Source organism: Shewanella mesophila, assembly GCF_019457515.1.
Taxonomy (GTDB): domain Bacteria; phylum Pseudomonadota; class Gammaproteobacteria; order Enterobacterales; family Shewanellaceae; genus Shewanella; species Shewanella mesophila.
In genome coordinates, this window is sequence record NZ_CP080421.1 from 38,837 (window position 1) to 55,061 (window position 16,225).

General features: G+C 43.7%; 13 protein-coding genes, 1 pseudogene and 1 riboswitch. Of the genes and pseudogenes, 5 read left to right on the forward strand and 9 right to left on the reverse strand.

Annotation, left to right across the window (positions count from 1 at the left end; translation table 11 throughout):
• Positions 1-74: 74 nt before the first annotated feature.
• The 4 genes from K0I73_RS00165 to K0I73_RS00180 form a co-directional block, all read right to left on the reverse strand.
• The gene (locus tag K0I73_RS00165) at positions 75-953 is read right to left on the reverse strand and encodes a phosphatase PAP2 family protein (protein ID WP_220062598.1); all 879 of its coding nucleotides are present in this window, start codon (positions 951-953) and stop codon (positions 75-77) included.
• Positions 954-1,256: 303 nt separating this feature from the next.
• Positions 1,257-2,096 (reverse strand): phosphatase PAP2 family protein, encoded by an 840-nt coding sequence (locus tag K0I73_RS00170; protein WP_220062599.1) that lies wholly within the window; start codon positions 2,094-2,096, stop codon positions 1,257-1,259.
• Between the two features lie 141 nt (positions 2,097-2,237).
• Positions 2,238-2,540: a GIY-YIG nuclease family protein gene (locus tag K0I73_RS00175; protein ID WP_220062600.1), complete on the reverse strand. Its 303-nt coding sequence runs from the start codon at positions 2,538-2,540 to the stop codon at positions 2,238-2,240.
• Positions 2,540-4,618: a S9 family peptidase gene (locus K0I73_RS00180; RefSeq protein WP_220062601.1), complete on the reverse strand. Its 2,079-nt coding sequence runs from the start codon at positions 4,616-4,618 to the stop codon at positions 2,540-2,542. Before K0I73_RS00180 ends, K0I73_RS00175 begins: the two co-directional genes overlap by 1 nt.
• 142 nt (positions 4,619-4,760) lie before the next feature.
• Positions 4,761-4,951: riboswitch (FMN riboswitch) on the forward strand.
• A gap of 163 nt (positions 4,952-5,114) precedes the next feature.
• Between K0I73_RS00180 and ribB the strand changes: the two genes are divergently transcribed.
• The gene (ribB, locus tag K0I73_RS00185) at positions 5,115-5,768 is read left to right on the forward strand and encodes a 3,4-dihydroxy-2-butanone-4-phosphate synthase (RefSeq protein ID WP_220062602.1); all 654 of its coding nucleotides are present in this window, start codon (positions 5,115-5,117) and stop codon (positions 5,766-5,768) included.
• Between the two features lie 333 nt (positions 5,769-6,101).
• On the forward strand, positions 6,102-9,332 hold the full coding sequence (locus tag K0I73_RS00190) for an EAL domain-containing protein (protein ID WP_220062603.1): 3,231 nt from the start codon (positions 6,102-6,104) through the stop codon (positions 9,330-9,332).
• A 32-nt stretch (positions 9,333-9,364) separates the two neighbouring features.
• Here K0I73_RS00190 and ftnA read toward each other — a convergent pair whose 3' ends face one another.
• A complete protein-coding gene (ftnA, locus tag K0I73_RS00195) occupies positions 9,365-9,889 on the reverse strand; it encodes a non-heme ferritin (protein ID WP_220062604.1) in 525 nt (174 codons plus the stop codon).
• A 229-nt stretch (positions 9,890-10,118) separates the two neighbouring features.
• Positions 10,119-10,337, reverse strand: coding sequence for a hypothetical protein (locus K0I73_RS00200; RefSeq protein ID WP_220062605.1), 219 nt, complete (start codon positions 10,335-10,337; stop codon positions 10,119-10,121).
• Between K0I73_RS00200 and moeA the strand changes: the two genes are divergently transcribed.
• Entirely contained in the window at positions 10,316-11,560 is a 1,245-nt protein-coding gene (moeA, locus tag K0I73_RS00205) for a molybdopterin molybdotransferase MoeA (protein WP_220062606.1), read from the forward strand. The two genes, K0I73_RS00200 and moeA, sit on opposite strands and share 22 nt — an antisense overlap.
• Before the next feature lie 13 nt (positions 11,561-11,573).
• Positions 11,574-12,344, forward strand: coding sequence for a molybdopterin-synthase adenylyltransferase MoeB (gene moeB / locus K0I73_RS00210; protein WP_220062607.1), 771 nt, complete (start codon positions 11,574-11,576; stop codon positions 12,342-12,344).
• 91 nt (positions 12,345-12,435) lie between these two features.
• Here moeB and folM read toward each other — a convergent pair whose 3' ends face one another.
• Positions 12,436-13,143: a dihydromonapterin reductase gene (folM, locus tag K0I73_RS00215; RefSeq protein ID WP_220062608.1), complete on the reverse strand. Its 708-nt coding sequence runs from the start codon at positions 13,141-13,143 to the stop codon at positions 12,436-12,438.
• A gap of 128 nt (positions 13,144-13,271) precedes the next feature.
• Positions 13,272-13,514: pseudogene (locus K0I73_RS00220) on the reverse strand (FolB domain-containing protein); the annotation flags it as partial.
• Positions 13,515-13,882: 368 nt separating this feature from the next.
• On the opposite strand from K0I73_RS00220, the gene K0I73_RS00225 reads away from it, so the two are divergent.
• Positions 13,883-15,454, forward strand: a complete 1,572-nt coding sequence (locus tag K0I73_RS00225) for a BCCT family transporter (RefSeq protein WP_220062609.1) — start codon at positions 13,883-13,885, stop codon at positions 15,452-15,454.
• A gap of 49 nt (positions 15,455-15,503) precedes the next feature.
• Here the strand turns inward: K0I73_RS00225 and K0I73_RS00230 are convergent, their stop codons facing one another.
• Positions 15,504-16,223, reverse strand: a complete 720-nt coding sequence (locus K0I73_RS00230) for a 3'-5' exonuclease (RefSeq protein ID WP_220062610.1) — start codon at positions 16,221-16,223, stop codon at positions 15,504-15,506.
• Positions 16,224-16,225: the final 2 nt, after the last annotated feature.

Consider the following 16,225-nt stretch of genomic DNA (forward strand, 5'->3'; position numbering starts at 1 on the left):
CACTATCAGATTAATCAATTACAAATTTGATAGTGTTAGCCTATGCCCACCCTATTAGCTTGGGCGTTTGAGTTTTAACGTTTTCTATGCTGTGTTAACGATCTTGAACCTAGTTCAACCATATTCTTCACTCGTTGCCTTGCCTTTGAAACACAAAACTCACGCTGAACGATCACCGATTTATGCTGCTGCAATAACATAAGGGTTGCTATACCAATTAAGCTCCAGCGCATTAAGATTACCGGCCAAATTAATTGGCTGCTATTCTCACTTAATTCGCAAGCGATCAAGATAACAAGCAGCGTAGCCAAGGTGCTGGTCCTTACTTTGCCTGATACTTGAACTAGCGGAAAAACCGACGCTAGATAGGCGCAGCTTAATCCTACTATTGCTCCCATGACGACATCAATTGGCCAGTGTGCTCCAACCGTAATGCGAGAGAGAGCAACTAATATGGCGCCTAAGATAAAAATCAGTTTGTAGCGATAGTATTGGCAAGTTAAGAATAAGGTACCAGCAAATAAGAATGCACTAGTGCTGTGCCCTGATGGAAAACTGTGTGATAGGCGTTTATCGCCTACAATATGAAGCATCTCAAGCACAGCCGCAGGACGAGGAGCATCAAAGAATTGCTTCAGCAGGGGGACTAAAATTAACGACAATATCGAGGCAATAAGTACTCGGATAATGAGTTCTGGTCGCTTAATAAGACAGCAAAGCATCAATACACCTAAAGTTAATCCATTGCCGAGATCAGTTAGCAGCAGTTGCAACCAATCGGCTATTTGAGGAGAGAGTCCGTTGATGCTGCGGAATATAGCCAAGTTGGTTTCTGGGTTATTGATGAGTAAATAGAGAGAAGTGAAGAAAAATAGTAAACTCAAAAAAGCTTTGGTTGTCGCTGGATGGGCGTAAGCAAATTTAGTTAGTTTGGGGAAGAATAGTCCAGCCATACAACTTCTCTTTGATAAGTGAGTTACCAGTTTATCCATAGTTGTGTGAAGGAAGCGTGAATAGAGGGGGTCGCCATGAGCCAATATTCGAGTCATGGCGTGTAGTTAACTAACCTGAACTCGGAATAATAAACGTATCTAGCCCTTTATTCCGCTAACAGCGTTGAATTCACTTGCAATAGGCGGGCTATTGACGCGTAAATACGCCTTGTTAGCAAAAAAATGACAAGTTTGAGATGAAGTAAGCGTAAAACGGCTAATTCATCTCGCGTTATGCCATCTCTTAACTCGAGTTCAGGTTGACTAGCGAGTCTTATTAACCGCGATGAATTTACTTTTCTCTCTTTGAGATATTAAGCCTTTAATATCATACTGATACCATATTAGACTCGCCGAAATGGTGAGGAGCCCCCATCTAAGTGTCACCACCTGCCAAATGATCTCTTTATCAAAGCTCTTTTCTAGCTCACAGATTAGTAGCACCAACCAGAGGAAACTGACCATGATGGCATTATGTAAATTAGATAATTTTGTCTGTGGGAAATAAGCGGCGACGTAGGCACAAAACAATCCAACAAATGCGCCCATTATTATATCTAGTGGCCAATGTGCACCGACGATGACGCGAGATAACCCGATAATGCTAGCGAAGCCAATGACTAATATTTTTATATTTCTACATTGATAGGCAAAAAATAGAGTTCCAGCAAACAGAAACGCACTCGCTGTATGGCCTGATGGAAAGCTATGGTTTAAGCGAGTTTTACCTACAATATTAATGATTTCTAATAATGCTGCTGGTCTAGGTGCATCAAAATATTGTTTCAAGGTGGGTACTATAATCAGTGATAACACACTGGCAACTATCACCCTTATGATTAACTCTGGACGCTTTATTATGCAGCAAAGTGTGATGAGTCCGAGCGTGACACCATTACCCAAGTCGGTAAGTAGTATCAGTGACCAATCTGGGAAGTGTGGCGCAATACCGTTGAGTTGCCTAAAAATACTTAGGTTTATCGAAGACTCTAATGTGAATAGATAAAGAATCAAAAATACCAATAGTAAACCTAAAAATCCCCGTCCTTGGTGCTTATCTTGCTTAGGCAATCCTTCTGCCTTCGCTTGTAAAAATATGCTCATGTTGTTCTCAAATAAGCGGGGTAGCCCACAATAGAGGCTTGTTATGGGGAAGTAAAGTCGAACAACTTTTGTTAAACAGGTTTTTTACAGTTTTTTAGCGTTATATCTCGCTTTACTTAGCTGTTAGTCGCTAATAAAAGCTTAGGTTTGGTCGACCGTGTTGAGAGTATGACAATTTGCATTATTTTGTATTAAAGCTAATTTCAGCTGTTTGTTGAGCTTCTTAACTGCAATCTCTCTTTTCAATGCTTGTGAGCGGTTTCCAACAAACTCCCTATAAACCAACCTAAGTGGAGCCTTGCCACGCAGAAACTTAGCGGCTTTTGGGCCGCTAAGTTGGTGCTCTTTGAAGCGACGCTCTATATCAGTGGTTATGCCTGTGTAGAGTTGGCCTTGGCGGCATTCAATGATATACAAGAACCAAGGCTTTTCTGTTATCGGCATTACCGTGCGCTAACCGTTTGGTGCTGATTAATAAGACCAAGAAAAAAGGCGTATTCCTCTGCGGTATCTTGGTAGCGGCGATAGCGGCCACTTTTACCGCCGTGACCAGCCTCCATATCGATATGGAATAACAACAAGTGATCGTCAGTTTTGTATTCTCTCAGTTTTGCCACCCATTTAGCGGGCTCAAAATATTGAACCTGCGAATCATGTAGGCCTGTGGTAACCAGTAGGTGAGGATAACTTTGGCTAGTTACCTGATCATAAGGCGAGTAACTCAGCATATAATCGAATGCGGCCTTTTGATTAGGATTACCCCACTCATCATACTCGTTGGTTGTGAGCGGAATGGACTCATCGAGCATGGTAGTCACAATATCCACAAAGGGGACATGGGCTGCGACCGCAAGATAGCGTTGTGGGGCTTGATTGATCACGGCTCCCATCAATAAACCGCCGGCACTACCTCCCGCTGCCACAATTTTGTTTGGATCGGCATATTGCAGTTTAACGAGGGCGTTGGTGACATCGATAAAGTCATTAAAACTATTTTTTTTGTTCATTAACCTGCCTGCATCGTACCAAGGACGACCAAGCATCTCGCCACCTCGAACGTGGGCAATGGCATAAATAACGCCTCTATCGAGCAGGCTTAATATGGAACTGTCAAAATCTGCGTCTATGGTGTAACCGTAGGCGCCGTAGCCATATTGGTATAAGGCGTTAGTGCCATCCTTGTTAAAGCGATCTTTACGATAAACTAAGGTGACTGGGATCTTGGCTCCATCTCTGGCGTCAACGAATAGGCGCTCAGTCTGGTAATTATTGCTGTCAAAATCTCCGAGGACATTCTCTTGTTTTAATCGTTTTCTGTTAGACGGGTAATTTAAATCGTATTGATAGATAGACTCTGGTGTGGATGGGCTCGAATAGTAGAGCCTAAGCTGCTCGCTCTCTTGGCTTGGATTGACATCAAAGCCGACCACATAAGCGGCATCATCAAAGGAAAGTTGATAGCTAGCCTGTTCGCTAAATGGATAGACTGTGATATGGCTTAATCCTAGATGGCGATGTTGAACAATGAGATGCTTTTTAAGCACCAGCAGATCTTCTATGCGGCTTTGATCGTCTGCTGGTATCAGTTCTTGCCAGTGTTGTTTGTTGGCAAATTTTGTTTCATTGACTTTCATTAGGCGAAAGTTAACTGCTTGCCAATTGGTGAGAATGTAATAGTCGTCTCCACGTTTAGCGACCGAATATTCATGACCCTCTTCTCTTGTCAGCAATGGTCTGAACTCGGCTAGTGGCTGATCGGCATCGATAACCGAAACTTCGCTGGTTTCCGTGCTTTCATGAATTAACAGGATGCGAGTTTCATCTAAGCTCTTGGTTAAAGAGAGATAGAAACTGTCATCTTGCTCTTCGTAAACTAACTGATCATCTGCTTGAGCTTGCCCTAGTCGGTGACGAAAGACCTGAAATCCAAGTAAGGTTTGCGGATCCTTTCTGATATAAAAAAGATGTTGATTGTCATTGGCCCACACCAAACTGCCATCTGTGTCGCTAAGGGTGTCAGATAATAGGTTACCGCTGCTAAGATCTTTTATGTGGATGGTATAAATACGGCGACTTAATCTATCCTCGCTAAAGGCAAGTAATTGCTCGTTTGGACTAATACTTAAGCCCCCCAAGCCGTAAAAATCGCAGCCCTCAGCGCGTTGATTGACATTGAGTAACACCTCTTCATCGGCGTTGATGGTCTTTTTGCGCGCAAAAATGGGATATTCGCCCCCGAGCTGGTAGCGGCTAAAATACCAATGCTGGTGCCAGTAGTAGGGCGCGCTTGACTCATCTTTGTCGAGTCGGCCAATCAGTTCTTGAAATAGATCGTCTTGCAGGCGCTTAAATGGAGCAAATTGCGCTTGGTAATAATCATTTTCATGGTTGAGATGAGCTATCACCTCGGGGGAGTGGCGTTCATCATCACGCATCCAATAGTAGTGATCTATTCGAGTGTTACCATGCAGTGTGAGTGAATGAGGAATTTTTGCTGCAATGGGCGAGGGTATTGATGACATCAAATTTAACCTTTTGTCGAAATTTAACTATTGGGTTTGGGCTCATCGTTGAGATTAGGTGATCTAGGTAATACTTGTCACCCTCTAGCTTGTCATTTAACACAATTTGGCGCACCATTATCGCGCTTGTCTATTACAAGACAGCAATTCTCAGGGCGGGGTGTAACTCCCCACCGGCGGTGATAGTTTGTTATAGAACTTAAGCCCGCGAGCGCCTAAATTATCAAAGATTTAGGGTCAGCAGATCTGGTGCGCTTTACGCCATGTAAAGTCATTCCAGAGCCGACGGTAATGAGCACTAGGTGCGCTAAGTCCGGATGAAAGAGAATATAAGATGTCGTGACTGTGCAGCATTACCTCATTGGAGCTAAAGCTGACTAGGTCTATTACCATTCTTATTCAACGCAACAATAAGCGATAGCTTGTGCTGTGTTATTTTCTGTATGCCCTGATTCTGGAAAAAAACCATTTTATTAGTATTACTAAGGATTTAACCATGAATCAGTCTTTACTTTCCCCTTTTGGTGACGCAATTACACGTGTCGAAACTGCGCTTGCAGCGTTACAAGCTGGCAACGGGGTTCTCGTTGTTGACGATGAAGATCGTGAGAATGAGGGCGATCTTATCTATTCTGCAGAGCATTTAACCAACGAACAGATGGCACTACTTATCCGTGAATGTAGTGGTATTGTGTGTCTCTGTTTACCGCCAGAGAAGGTCGAACAGCTTGAATTGCCGCCTATGGTTGAGGATAACTCTAGCCAATATGGTACAGCCTTCACAGTAAGTATTGAGGCGAAAGTGGGTGTAACTACAGGCGTTTCGGCGGCCGACCGTGTGACCACAATTAAAGCGGCGATTGCCGATGGTGCCACTGCAAATGATCTCGCTCGTCCTGGTCATGTTTACCCATTACGGGCCCAACCAGGTGGTGTGCTTACCCGTCGTGGTCATACCGAAGGTACTATCGATTTAATGCAATTGGCGGGTTTAAAGCCAGCTGGAGTCTTGTGTGAAGTCACTAATGTCGACGGAACGATGGCAAGGCTACCTGAGATTATCGAATTTGGTAACCAACACAATATGCCAGTATTAACCATTGAAGATATTGTTGTTTATCGTAAATCCCTCATGGCTGAAGCCTGCTAACCGTGTTTTTATTAACAAAGAGCCTAATCTGGCTCTTTGTTAATTTATATGCACAGATATAATTCTGTATCATATGACCTTTGAAGAGTTTTTTACTGGGACAATCGCCAGTGTAGATATTTTTCGTTGAAGTTTTGAGGTGAGTCGTTGTTCGTTTCTCAAAATAAGAATAAAAAATAATAACTTATGATAGCTAAGTTGTTTTAACTCCATTTTCGTGACCTAGATTAGACTTTGGTGAACTAGGCGTGACCTTAAGTATCAGCTATGGTAATTATCTCAGACCTAGAATTTGCGTCTGCTCTTGATTATCAAGCATGGAGCGCTTAGAAAATGTCATCTTTTCTCAATCGGATTAGCCTTAATCAAAAGCTGATCCTGCTCGCAGCTATTCCTATGTTGCTATTTTTGATATTTGGCAGCTTAAGAATGTTCGATCTGGTGATGCAGTATCAGATTGCCCAGCGTAATGCGGTCGGCGTCTCGGTTTCTAGGCTTGCTGAGGTAGTTATTTTTGACATTCAGGCCGAACGTGCTCTTTCTGCTGGTTATATGAGTGGTAATGGCGACGAGAGGCACCAACAATTGGTAAGCCAAAGAAAAGCGACCGACAGTCACATTCGGGCGCTATTCGATTCCCCTTTTTTAGCTGATTTGCCCCAATTAGCCAATTCACAAGCATCCACCAAAACCAACCTGCAACATCATATTCAACAACTTAAATTGATGGGAAGTCGGTTGGAAAACGCACGCCAATGGGTCGATTCGCAAAGTGATCAGTTGTTTTTCTCATTTTACAATAAGTTTAATCAGCATCTTTTTGCCTTGATTGCTCAATTGCAAGTTTTGTCACAAGATATTGAGCAGCAACAAGCCTATGGCAACCTTCTTTCTATGCTCAAATTTCAGGAGCTGATGGCTAAAGAGCGTGGCTTGATGAACCAGTTTATCTCCGCAGATCAAATTGATGTGAAGGCATATGTGGTTGTGACCGAGGTAGAAAATGATCTCAGGTTAGCTATCGATGAAATATTTTTAAACGCATACCCTCAATATCGCTTATCCATTCAACAGAGTTTGGACAATCAATTCACTCATCGATTACAGATCATGCGAGAGGAAACTCGAGGCCAGGTAGAATTAGCTTCGATGGCGAATCAGCTTGGCACTGTTTTAGGTTATGGGGGAATGATCCATAGTTTTAAAAATTACCTGTTACGTGGAGAAGAGCAAGATTTAGACCGCTTCAATGTGGCAGTACAGAAAATTTGGACGATTTTAGATAGTCGAGATTCCCTTGGGCCACTATCTGTTGAGCAATTGAGTTCAATAGAGGTGGTCGTGGCAGGCGTTAAGCGGTATCAGCAGAACTTTAACAAATTAGTATTGTTAAAACAGCAAGGTGTGTCGGTAGATCTGCAGGATAGTCTGGTGCGGATTGATGAAACTCCCATTATTGCGGCATTGTCAAAGTTGCAGCAACAGGTTCCAAGTGTCAGTGCCGAGTTATGGTGGCAAGTCTCCAGTGAAGCTATGGATCAGCTTTCTCGGCTCAATTCTCAACTCACCGATAATATTGCGCAGATTGACGAAAGGCAGAAGAGAGAGGCGCTAACTTATTTGCTATTAGGTATTGCCGCTGCGTTAGTTAACCTTTTACTTTTAATCTTTATGGGGCGTTATGTCGTCAAAAACTTGAGCGATCGCATTTCGACTATTTCTAATCTCATGCATCGTATGAGCAGCGACATCGATTTGCAGTTAACGGTACCAGTCGATGGTAGCGATGAAGTGGCAAAGATGTCGATGGCGCTAAATCATATGTTGACCGAACGTTTAAAGGCTCATCGCCAGCTTAATCTTGCTTCAGCGGTATTTGAGCATTGTACCGAAGGGATTATGGTTACCGATAAAGATAATTTGATTGAAGCGGTTAATCCTGCATTTTCTGACATTACAGGTTACAGTTTTGATGAGATTAAAGGGCGCTCACCATCGGTATTAAGGTCCAACCATCAACCCGCCCATTTTTATCAGCATATGTGGGAATCACTATCGAAACAGGGGAAGTGGCAAGGGGAGATTTGGAACAAACGTAAAAATGGTCAAATTTATCCTGAGTATCTAGCCATTACAGTCGTTAAAAATGATCAAGGTCAGGTGTTACAACATATTGGCCTATTTCTCGATATCAGTAATAGTAAAAAATATGAAAAGGATCTCTGGTATAAAACCAATTACGATGCTTTGACCAACTTGCCTAGCCGTGAACTTTACCATGTCCGCTTGTCGCAGATGTTGCAGTTGGCGGAGCAAGCGTGTTGCGCTATTGCCGTACTGTTTATTGATTTAGACCGATTTAAATATATCAATGACATTTATGGTCATACGATTGGTGATGAGCTATTGCGGATTGTTGCTGCAAGACTTGAATCATTGCTACAACAACATGATTTTGTGGCAAGATTAAGCGGCGATGAATTTGTCGTCGTGGTCGGCCACACCGAAAATCAAGGGCATATCGAATCCCGAGCTAATGAAATTTTAAAGCATCTTTCATCTCCCTGTGGGATTAATCGTAATGATCTATTGATTTCAGCCAGTATTGGTATCAGTTGTTATCCTAATAATGGCAGTGATGTCGAGTCTTTGACTCGTAATGCCGAGACCGCCATGTATCAAGCGAAGCTGGAGGGTAGAAACTGTTTTAGTTTTTTCTCTGCCGATATGAATACCAGTATGCTTGAACGAATATCATTAGAGCAGGCTCTACGTCGCGCCGTATTGCAAAATGAGTTCTGTCTCCGTTACCAGCCGATTATTAATACGCTGACAGGCCAAGTGATTGCGGTAGAAGCGCTTATTCGTTGGCAAGATCCTAAAAATGGGCTTGTTTCACCAGAGAGGTTTATTCCTATCGCAGAGGAGACTGGATTAATTGAACCCATAGGTGAATGGGTACTCAATCAGGCGTTGAGCGATTTAAGAGAGTGGCACGACAAAGGCTATATGATCAATATGGCCATCAATGTCTCTGGTCGTCAGTTGGTTAAAAGCAAAGACAATCATTTCGCATGCCTTCTTAATGGGTTGCTGCAGAAGTTTGATGTTTCCCCTCAGTCACTTCATATTGAAATTACCGAGTCGATACTCATGGATGACACAGAGAAATCACTATATGCGCTAAATAGTATTCGCTCCCTTGGTATTGAGATCTATTTAGATGATTTTGGTACTGGATATTCATCACTGAGTTATCTCAAGCGTTTCCCGATTTCTGTGATTAAAATTGACAAAAGCTTTGTCGATAACATGTTAGATGAGCCAGCCGATGCCAGTTTGATTAAGGCGATCATTACCATGGGGCAAAGTTTAGATATGAAGCTCGTTGCCGAAGGGGTCGAGGACGATTCGCAGTTACGGTTTTTACAAAAGTTAGGCTGTGATTACACCCAAGGTTACCTAGTATCAAAACCTCTTGAAAGTGATGATTTACTGGTGTTTTTGGCGGAGAGTGGCGCGCGGCAACTTGAGGAGATTGAACTGAGTTGTGAACCAATATAAGGGCAGAAGACTGCCCTTATTAGTGACTAAATCTATACGCCTGCAGTCATCACGCTGGCTGACTCTTCAATCGCCATTTGAGCTAAGTCTTTATCGACAAAAAATAGTGCCTTACCATCTTCACCGACTAAACGGATTTTATCCACGATCGATTTAAACAGTTTTTCTTCTTCATGCTGTTCAGAGACATACCATTGTAAAAAGTTAAATGTTGAGTAATCTTGATTGGTAAAGGCTGCATGAGCTAATGCATTAATCTTACTGGTGATCATCTGTTCATGCTCATAAGTATGTTCGAACAGGGCCAGCAAGGAGTCAAATTCTGATTGCGGAGCTTCAATCGCGCCCAGCAGTGGCATACCGCCTGTTTCACTCACATAAGTAAATAGGCGATGCATGTGCTGCATCTCTTCATTGGCATGGGCACGCATAAATTTTGCGGCACCCTCGAAACCCTTGTCTTCACACCAAGCGCTCATCTGTAGGTAGAGGTTTGAGGAGAAGAACTCCACATTAATTTGTGCGTTCAACTGATCAATCATCGTTTGTGCCAACATAGTAGATCCTTTTAAGTTCATTTTTTGCTGAGCTATTGTGTAAAAGCCTCCTAGCAAATGCAACCAAATTTACGTTATTTAATTCTTTAAATACAAATGGTTATTATTTGTGTGGGTGTGTCATGGTTAAGTTGTTGCGCCAGCTCTGTTTGTTCGTGGCTTTGTATCGTATTTGGAAACACCCGCCTGTTAGGCGTGTTTTGACTTCCTACTTCTGCGTTGAACGGCCTCACAAGGGATCAACCATTCCATTGTCCATTCGCCTTGAATTAGTTGCTAAAAAATACGCTGAGTAGATCTCTGTCTTATACTGATTGGTATTAATCAATAATCGTGAAGAAAAATTGGTGTTAAGATCATAGTCTTCTGATATCAGCATGGCATAATGACTGTCATTTTTGTTGCTATTGATATCTAAGGTAACCGATGCCCATGAAAGTCGATCCATGTTCTCAACCAAGCCTAATGCATCCCGATGACGCTATCGTCAAGCTACTCGATCAAGTGTGCCAGCTCGATGAGTCTGAAATGGTGCAATTACCTCATGCGTTGGGACGAGTATTGGTGGAAGATTTGGCATCGAGTATCGATCTCCCGCCATTTAATAACTCTGCAATGGATGGTTATGCCTTTCGATATGAGGATTTAGCCGGCAACGAGCCTTTGACTCTGATAGGCGAATCATTTGCAGGTCACCCTTTTGGAGGTGAAGCTAAAGCTAAGACCTGCGTGCGTATTATGACTGGAGCCGCGGTTCCACCAGGCTACGATACGGTGCAGATGCAAGAGAAGGTCACCACCAAGGAGGATCAGATCACTATCGAAGCGCCAAAGACGATTGGCGCTAACATACGTTATCGCGGTGAAGAGGTGAAAACAGGCGGCAAAGTATTACAGTCTGGTACTCAGATCGGCGCTGCCGAAATGGGAGTGCTGGCAACTATTGGCGTGAGCCAAGTTCGCGTTAGTCGCAGGGTTAAAGTGGCGTTTTTCTCCACGGGTGATGAACTGCGTCCTGTGGGGAGTGAGCTAGCTCCGGGGCAGATTTATGATTCTAATCGTTACAGTATCCTAGGTTTACTGGGTCGCGCGAATGTTGAGTGGATTGATTTAGGCGTAATTCAAGATGATCCTGAGGCGATCCGCGCCGCATTTCGCTCTGCTGCGGCGCAAGCCGATATGGTGCTCACCTCTGGTGGCGTATCTGTCGGCGATGCTGATTACACCAAGCAAATTTTAGGGGAAGAGGGCGAGATCACCTTCTGGAAACTGGCTATCAAGCCTGGTAAGCCCTTTGCGTTTGGGCGTCTAGGTAAGGCTGTTTTCTGTGGTCTTCCAGGCAATCCTGTCTCTTCTATGGTGACCTTCTATAAGTTGGTGTGGCCGTTAATTAATAAGATGCAGGGGTTACCTCAGGCAAAACCGTTATTGATACAAGCAAAGCTTACCAGTGACTTACGTAAATTCCCTGGTCGTGTCGAATATCAGCGCGGGATCTTGAGTCACGATGCAGAGGGTCAAGCAGAAGTGACCATTACTGGAGGTCAAGGTTCTGGCATGTTGACCTCGATGAGCCTGGCTAACTGCTTTGTTATCTTGGCACAGGAGCAGGGTGATACTGCTGCTGGCTCGCTCGTTACCGTCGAACCGTTTAATTCTGTGCTGTGCTAATTAGGTGGGCGAGATGACATTAGACGTTGAAGGTGACGATATCCTCTCTGATAGTGAGATATTGAGATACAGTCGGCAGATCTCTATTAAAGCGATGGATTTTGAAGGGCAGGAAAAGCTAAAGCTTGCCAAGGTGCTGGTGATCGGTGTCGGCGGATTAGGTTGCGCGGCAACGCAATATTTAGCAGTTGCAGGCATAGGTAAAATGACCTTGGTGGATTTCGATACTGTCGAAACTTCTAACTTGCAGCGTCAGGTGTTACATCAAGATCATAATGTCGGTCAGCCAAAGGTCGAGTCGGCCAAGGAGACCCTAACTCAGCTTAATCCTCATATTGAAATTTCGACCATTAATGCAGTGCTCGATGATCCCGAGCTGGATGTACTAGTCGGCCAACATGATCTGGTGCTCGATTGCACCGATAACATTAGTGTGCGTGAGCAGTTAAACCTAAGCTGCTTTCGCCATAAAATTACCTTTGTCTCAGCTGCTGCCATCCGTATGGAAGGCACGGTAAGCGTATTCGATTACCATAGCGATAGTCCATGTTATCACTGCTACAGCAAGTTATTTGGTGATCAACAGCTTACCTGTGTCGAGTCTGGGATCTTGGCTCCGCTGGTTGGCATGATAGGTTGCTTGCAAGCGGTAGAGGCGATAAAGGTGATCACCCATATGGGTAAGCCATTGGTCGGCAGAATTTTGATGATCGATGCAATGACGATGGAGTTTCGCGAGATGAAACTTACAAAGCAGAAATCCTGCAGCGTTTGCAGTGAGTAAGCGCTTTATTTTTGAACGGTTTGTGGTGCTGTGTTATAAATATCAGCACCCAAACTCAACATTCCTAAGCCAGATATAGACAACTTTGGTGTTATTTAAGATGGCGTCCGCCATCTAATGCCAATGAGCGTCCAGTAATATAGTGACTTCCCATCAGGTAATTGACGGCATTTAAAACCTCTATCTCGCCCGCTTCTCGCTCGAGTAGCGACTTGGCTAATGCCTGCTTCTTATAGTCATCATCATCATGTTCGTTAAAACAGATCAAGGCTGGTGCAATGCTGTTGACCTTTACCTTGGGGGCTAGTTTGGTCGCAAAGGACAAGGTCATGTTTTCCAGTGCCGCTTTGCTGGCAGCATAAGCAATATGTTTCTTGCTGCCTTTTTGGGCCACGTAATCGGTCAGATGAATGATGTCGGTAAGGCGATCGCCTTGGGTTAGCAAAGACGCTAACCCAAGATTTATCTGATAGGGCGCGCTGACATGAACTTGCATCATGGTGGTCATGATATCTCCAGCCGGCATTGGGCTATTGTCTGGTAGCCACTGTGAGGCGTTATGAATGATGGCATCTAGCTGCGAGTATTTGTTAGCTATAGCCTCAATAAAAGAGTTCACTTCTGCATTGCTGGTAAAGTCGCAGCAATAGAGATCCGCACCTGCTTCGCTTAAGGTATCTAAGCTTGGATAGTGGCTACGAAAAGTGCCTATCACATGGTAACCCTTCTCGATGAAGGCATTCGCGAGATAGAGTCCGATCCGTTTGCCCACACCTGTAATTAAAATGGTTGGTTGCATAGTTAACCTATGAGTCATGAGTGTCTATACGCTATTTAACCAAGAAATTCGGCTCTTGTATGTGGGTTTAACTTAAAACATCCACCTAATGCTGTGGTTTGGGTTGAAGATTGGTTATCCATAGTACCGCGTGACTTGGCAGTAGCTACCCATGGATGCTCGCCGCTTATTTCAAGAATGTCTGCAACTAACTTTTCTAACAGTAAAAATCTGCCCTCTTCAACATGCTGGATGACCTTTTTAGTGATCACCTTGTAATTGAGTGCATCGTTTACATTGTCTGTTTGCGCTGACAATGACGCCGGATAATGGATTTCAATGTTGATCACTACATCTTGCTGTTTTTCTCGCTCTTCAGAATTAAAGCCGATCTAGGCTTTTAATCTCAGGTTCGTGATTTTAATTTTGGCGTGGCTGATGTTCATATTCGTTCATTGCTATGCTTGGTTTATATACTTGAGAATGCCTGTTTGTTGATGGGGTTAAATATGGATATTAGTTAGTGATCTAATGATAACTACTGTTGCTAATACTTTAGGTAATAGCCGAATTGGGCTAGTTTAAGCCATTTCGACCCATTTAAGTTCGCAAAATAGGGCTTTTTATTGGACCTAGATAGACATAGGGGTACAATAGGCGATTATGTTACTTAGTATATTACTATGAGCTGAAATCATTTTTAGATGAATGAAGTGATTTCCTTATGATGATGGTTTTGTTTTTTTAGCGGAGAGAATCGATGACGAAAGGTATTGATAAATACAGTATCGATAGTACCGACTATACAATTGGTCAGGACAATGTACAGAAATGGGGTTTCGATGTTCATAACCCCGTTTTCGGTGTAAGCGCTGGGCTGATAGCCGCCTTTTTACTTGCAACGCTATTGACTGATCCTGAAGTTGCTAAATCGGTATTAGATGGGATTAAGTGGAAAATTATCGGCGCATTTGATTGGTTATTTATATGGGCGGGTAATATTTTTGTCCTGTTTTGCTTGTTCTTGATCGTTTCTCCCTATGGCAAGATCCGTTTGGGCGGTAAGGAAGCTACCGCCGATTACTCCTTTGTTTCATGGCTGTCGATGTTATTTGCCGCGGGGATGGGTATAGGTTTGATGTTCTGGAGTGTGGCCGAACCTACCGCTTACTATACTGGTTGGTATGAAACGCCTTTAGGCGTTGAAGCCTATACTCCTGAGGCCGCCAAGTTAGCGCTGGGGGCAACGATGTTCCACTGGGGATTACATCCTTGGGCTATTTACGGTGTTGTGGCCTTGTCGTTGGCATTCTTTGCCTATAACAAAGGTATGCCTTTATCGATCCGCTCTGTTTTTTATCCCATTTTAGGTGACAGAGCCTGGGGATGGGCTGGTCACATTGTTGATATTTTAGCAGTATTGGCCACCCTGTTTGGATTAGCAACATCGCTAGGTTTAGGTGCGCAGCAGGCAGCTAGTGGTATCCATCATGTGTTTGGTGTCGACGCTGGCATTGGTTTGCAGATCATCGTGATTGTTTCAGTGACCTTATTAGCAGTTGTATCTGTGGTGCGTGGTATCGACGGTGGTGTGAAAGTCATCAGTAATATCAACATGATAGTGGCATTTTTGTTACTCATTTTGGTGGCGATGATTGGTTATGCGGTTACCCTTGGTACTATCCCAACCACATTGATGGCTTATATTGAGAATATTATCCCCTTGAGTAATCCGCATGGACGAGCCGATGAAGCTTGGTTCCAAGGTTGGACGGTATTCTACTGGGCGTGGTGGATCTCTTGGTCACCTTTTGTCGGTATGTTTATCGCCCGAGTATCAAAAGGACGCACCGTACGTGAGTTTATTACGGCAGTATTGTTGGTGCCGACTTTTGTCACCTTGATTTGGATGTCAGTGTTTGGTGGTTTAGCTATTGATCAGGTAGTGAATAAGGTAGGTGAGCTCGGTGCTAAGGGGCTTACCGATGTGTCTTTAGCTATGTTCCAGATGTTCGATGTGCTGCCATTTGGTAATATATTGTCTATCATTGCCGTTATTTTGGTTCTGGTGTTCTTTATTACATCATCAGATTCTGGGTCATTGGTGATCGACAGTATTACCGCTGGGGGTAAGATTGATGCTCCAGTGCCACAACGTATCTTCTGGGCTATGTTAGAAGGCGCGATTGCGATCGCACTGTTGTGGATTGGCGGGACTCAGGCTGTTCAGGCCTTACAAGCTGCGGCAATATCCACCGCCTTGCCATTTACTTTGATCTTGTTATTGATGTGTGTCAGCCTGATCAAAGGGATGCGTACAGAACGGTTTTAATGGTTAGTGCCCAGGGCTTAGTAAAAAGGAGGTGATTTAACCTCCTTTTTTATTGCCAGAACTTTTCGATAGCCTGCTGGGGATCATGATGATGCGCGATCTGTGCTTGCAGTAGCTCCGCCGTTGCAATGGCATCCGTCAGCGCATGGTGAGGTGGATAAGCGGGTAGGCCATAACGTTGGCGACAGGCACCTAATCTTATCGATTGTGGTTTAGTGCCCTTAAGTCGATGCCATATTCCTCCGCGTAACTTCTGTTGAATTTTCGATTCGAGCACCATGGTGTCGACTACAGGGAATTCTATGCCCTTATTAATTCTGGTCATCAAGGCTCGTTCGAAAAACTGACGCTCTATTTGTTGGCAATGTACCACGATGATCTTGCCAGCCATCTCATTCAATATCTGTTCAAATATCACAGATAGGTCGGGTGCGTCGAGGATATCGGTATGGGTGATGCCATGAATGATCACCGACTCTTCAGCTAGTTTTTCCCTTGGCCTAACGGTCCAATATTTAGCTCGATTGACTAAGATTCGTTGTAGATTAAAGGGGACGGTTCCGACACTGATGATGTCATCTTTTTCCGGATTTAACCCTGTTGTCTCAAAGTCCATCGACAAAAATTCTACCTCGCCAATAGGCTTATTCCCTTCTGGCAAAGGCGCTGAGTAATAAGCGATTAAGGTATCGTTTTTAATCATATTGAGCTTTTGCTTAAACTTGCCTGGCCAGTCTATGGTTGGCGGCGAAAGCAGTTTCTTTAGCATGA

Coding starts and splice junctions, on each gene's coding strand:
- K0I73_RS00180 (WP_220062601.1), bottom strand. CDS start 4,618: ATGTCATCAATACCCTCGCCCATTGCAGCAAAAATTCCTCATTCACTC.
- ftnA (WP_220062604.1), bottom strand. CDS start 9,889: ATGTTGGCACAAACGATGATTGATCAGTTGAACGCACAAATTAATGTG.
- K0I73_RS00225 (WP_220062609.1), top strand. CDS start 13,883: ATGACGAAAGGTATTGATAAATACAGTATCGATAGTACCGACTATACA.
- ribB (WP_220062602.1), top strand. CDS start 5,115: ATGAATCAGTCTTTACTTTCCCCTTTTGGTGACGCAATTACACGTGTC.
- K0I73_RS00170 (WP_220062599.1), bottom strand. CDS start 2,096: ATGAGCATATTTTTACAAGCGAAGGCAGAAGGATTGCCTAAGCAAGAT.
- moeA (WP_220062606.1), top strand. CDS start 10,316: ATGCCCATGAAAGTCGATCCATGTTCTCAACCAAGCCTAATGCATCCC.
- K0I73_RS00190 (WP_220062603.1), top strand. CDS start 6,102: ATGTCATCTTTTCTCAATCGGATTAGCCTTAATCAAAAGCTGATCCTG.
- moeB (WP_220062607.1), top strand. CDS start 11,574: ATGACATTAGACGTTGAAGGTGACGATATCCTCTCTGATAGTGAGATA.
- K0I73_RS00230 (WP_220062610.1), bottom strand. CDS start 16,223: ATGCTAAAGAAACTGCTTTCGCCGCCAACCATAGACTGGCCAGGCAAG.
- K0I73_RS00165 (WP_220062598.1), bottom strand. CDS start 953: ATGGCTGGACTATTCTTCCCCAAACTAACTAAATTTGCTTACGCCCAT.
- K0I73_RS00200 (WP_220062605.1), bottom strand. CDS start 10,337: ATGGATCGACTTTCATGGGCATCGGTTACCTTAGATATCAATAGCAAC.
- folM (WP_220062608.1), bottom strand. CDS start 13,143: ATGCAACCAACCATTTTAATTACAGGTGTGGGCAAACGGATCGGACTC.
- K0I73_RS00175 (WP_220062600.1), bottom strand. CDS start 2,540: ATGCCGATAACAGAAAAGCCTTGGTTCTTGTATATCATTGAATGCCGC.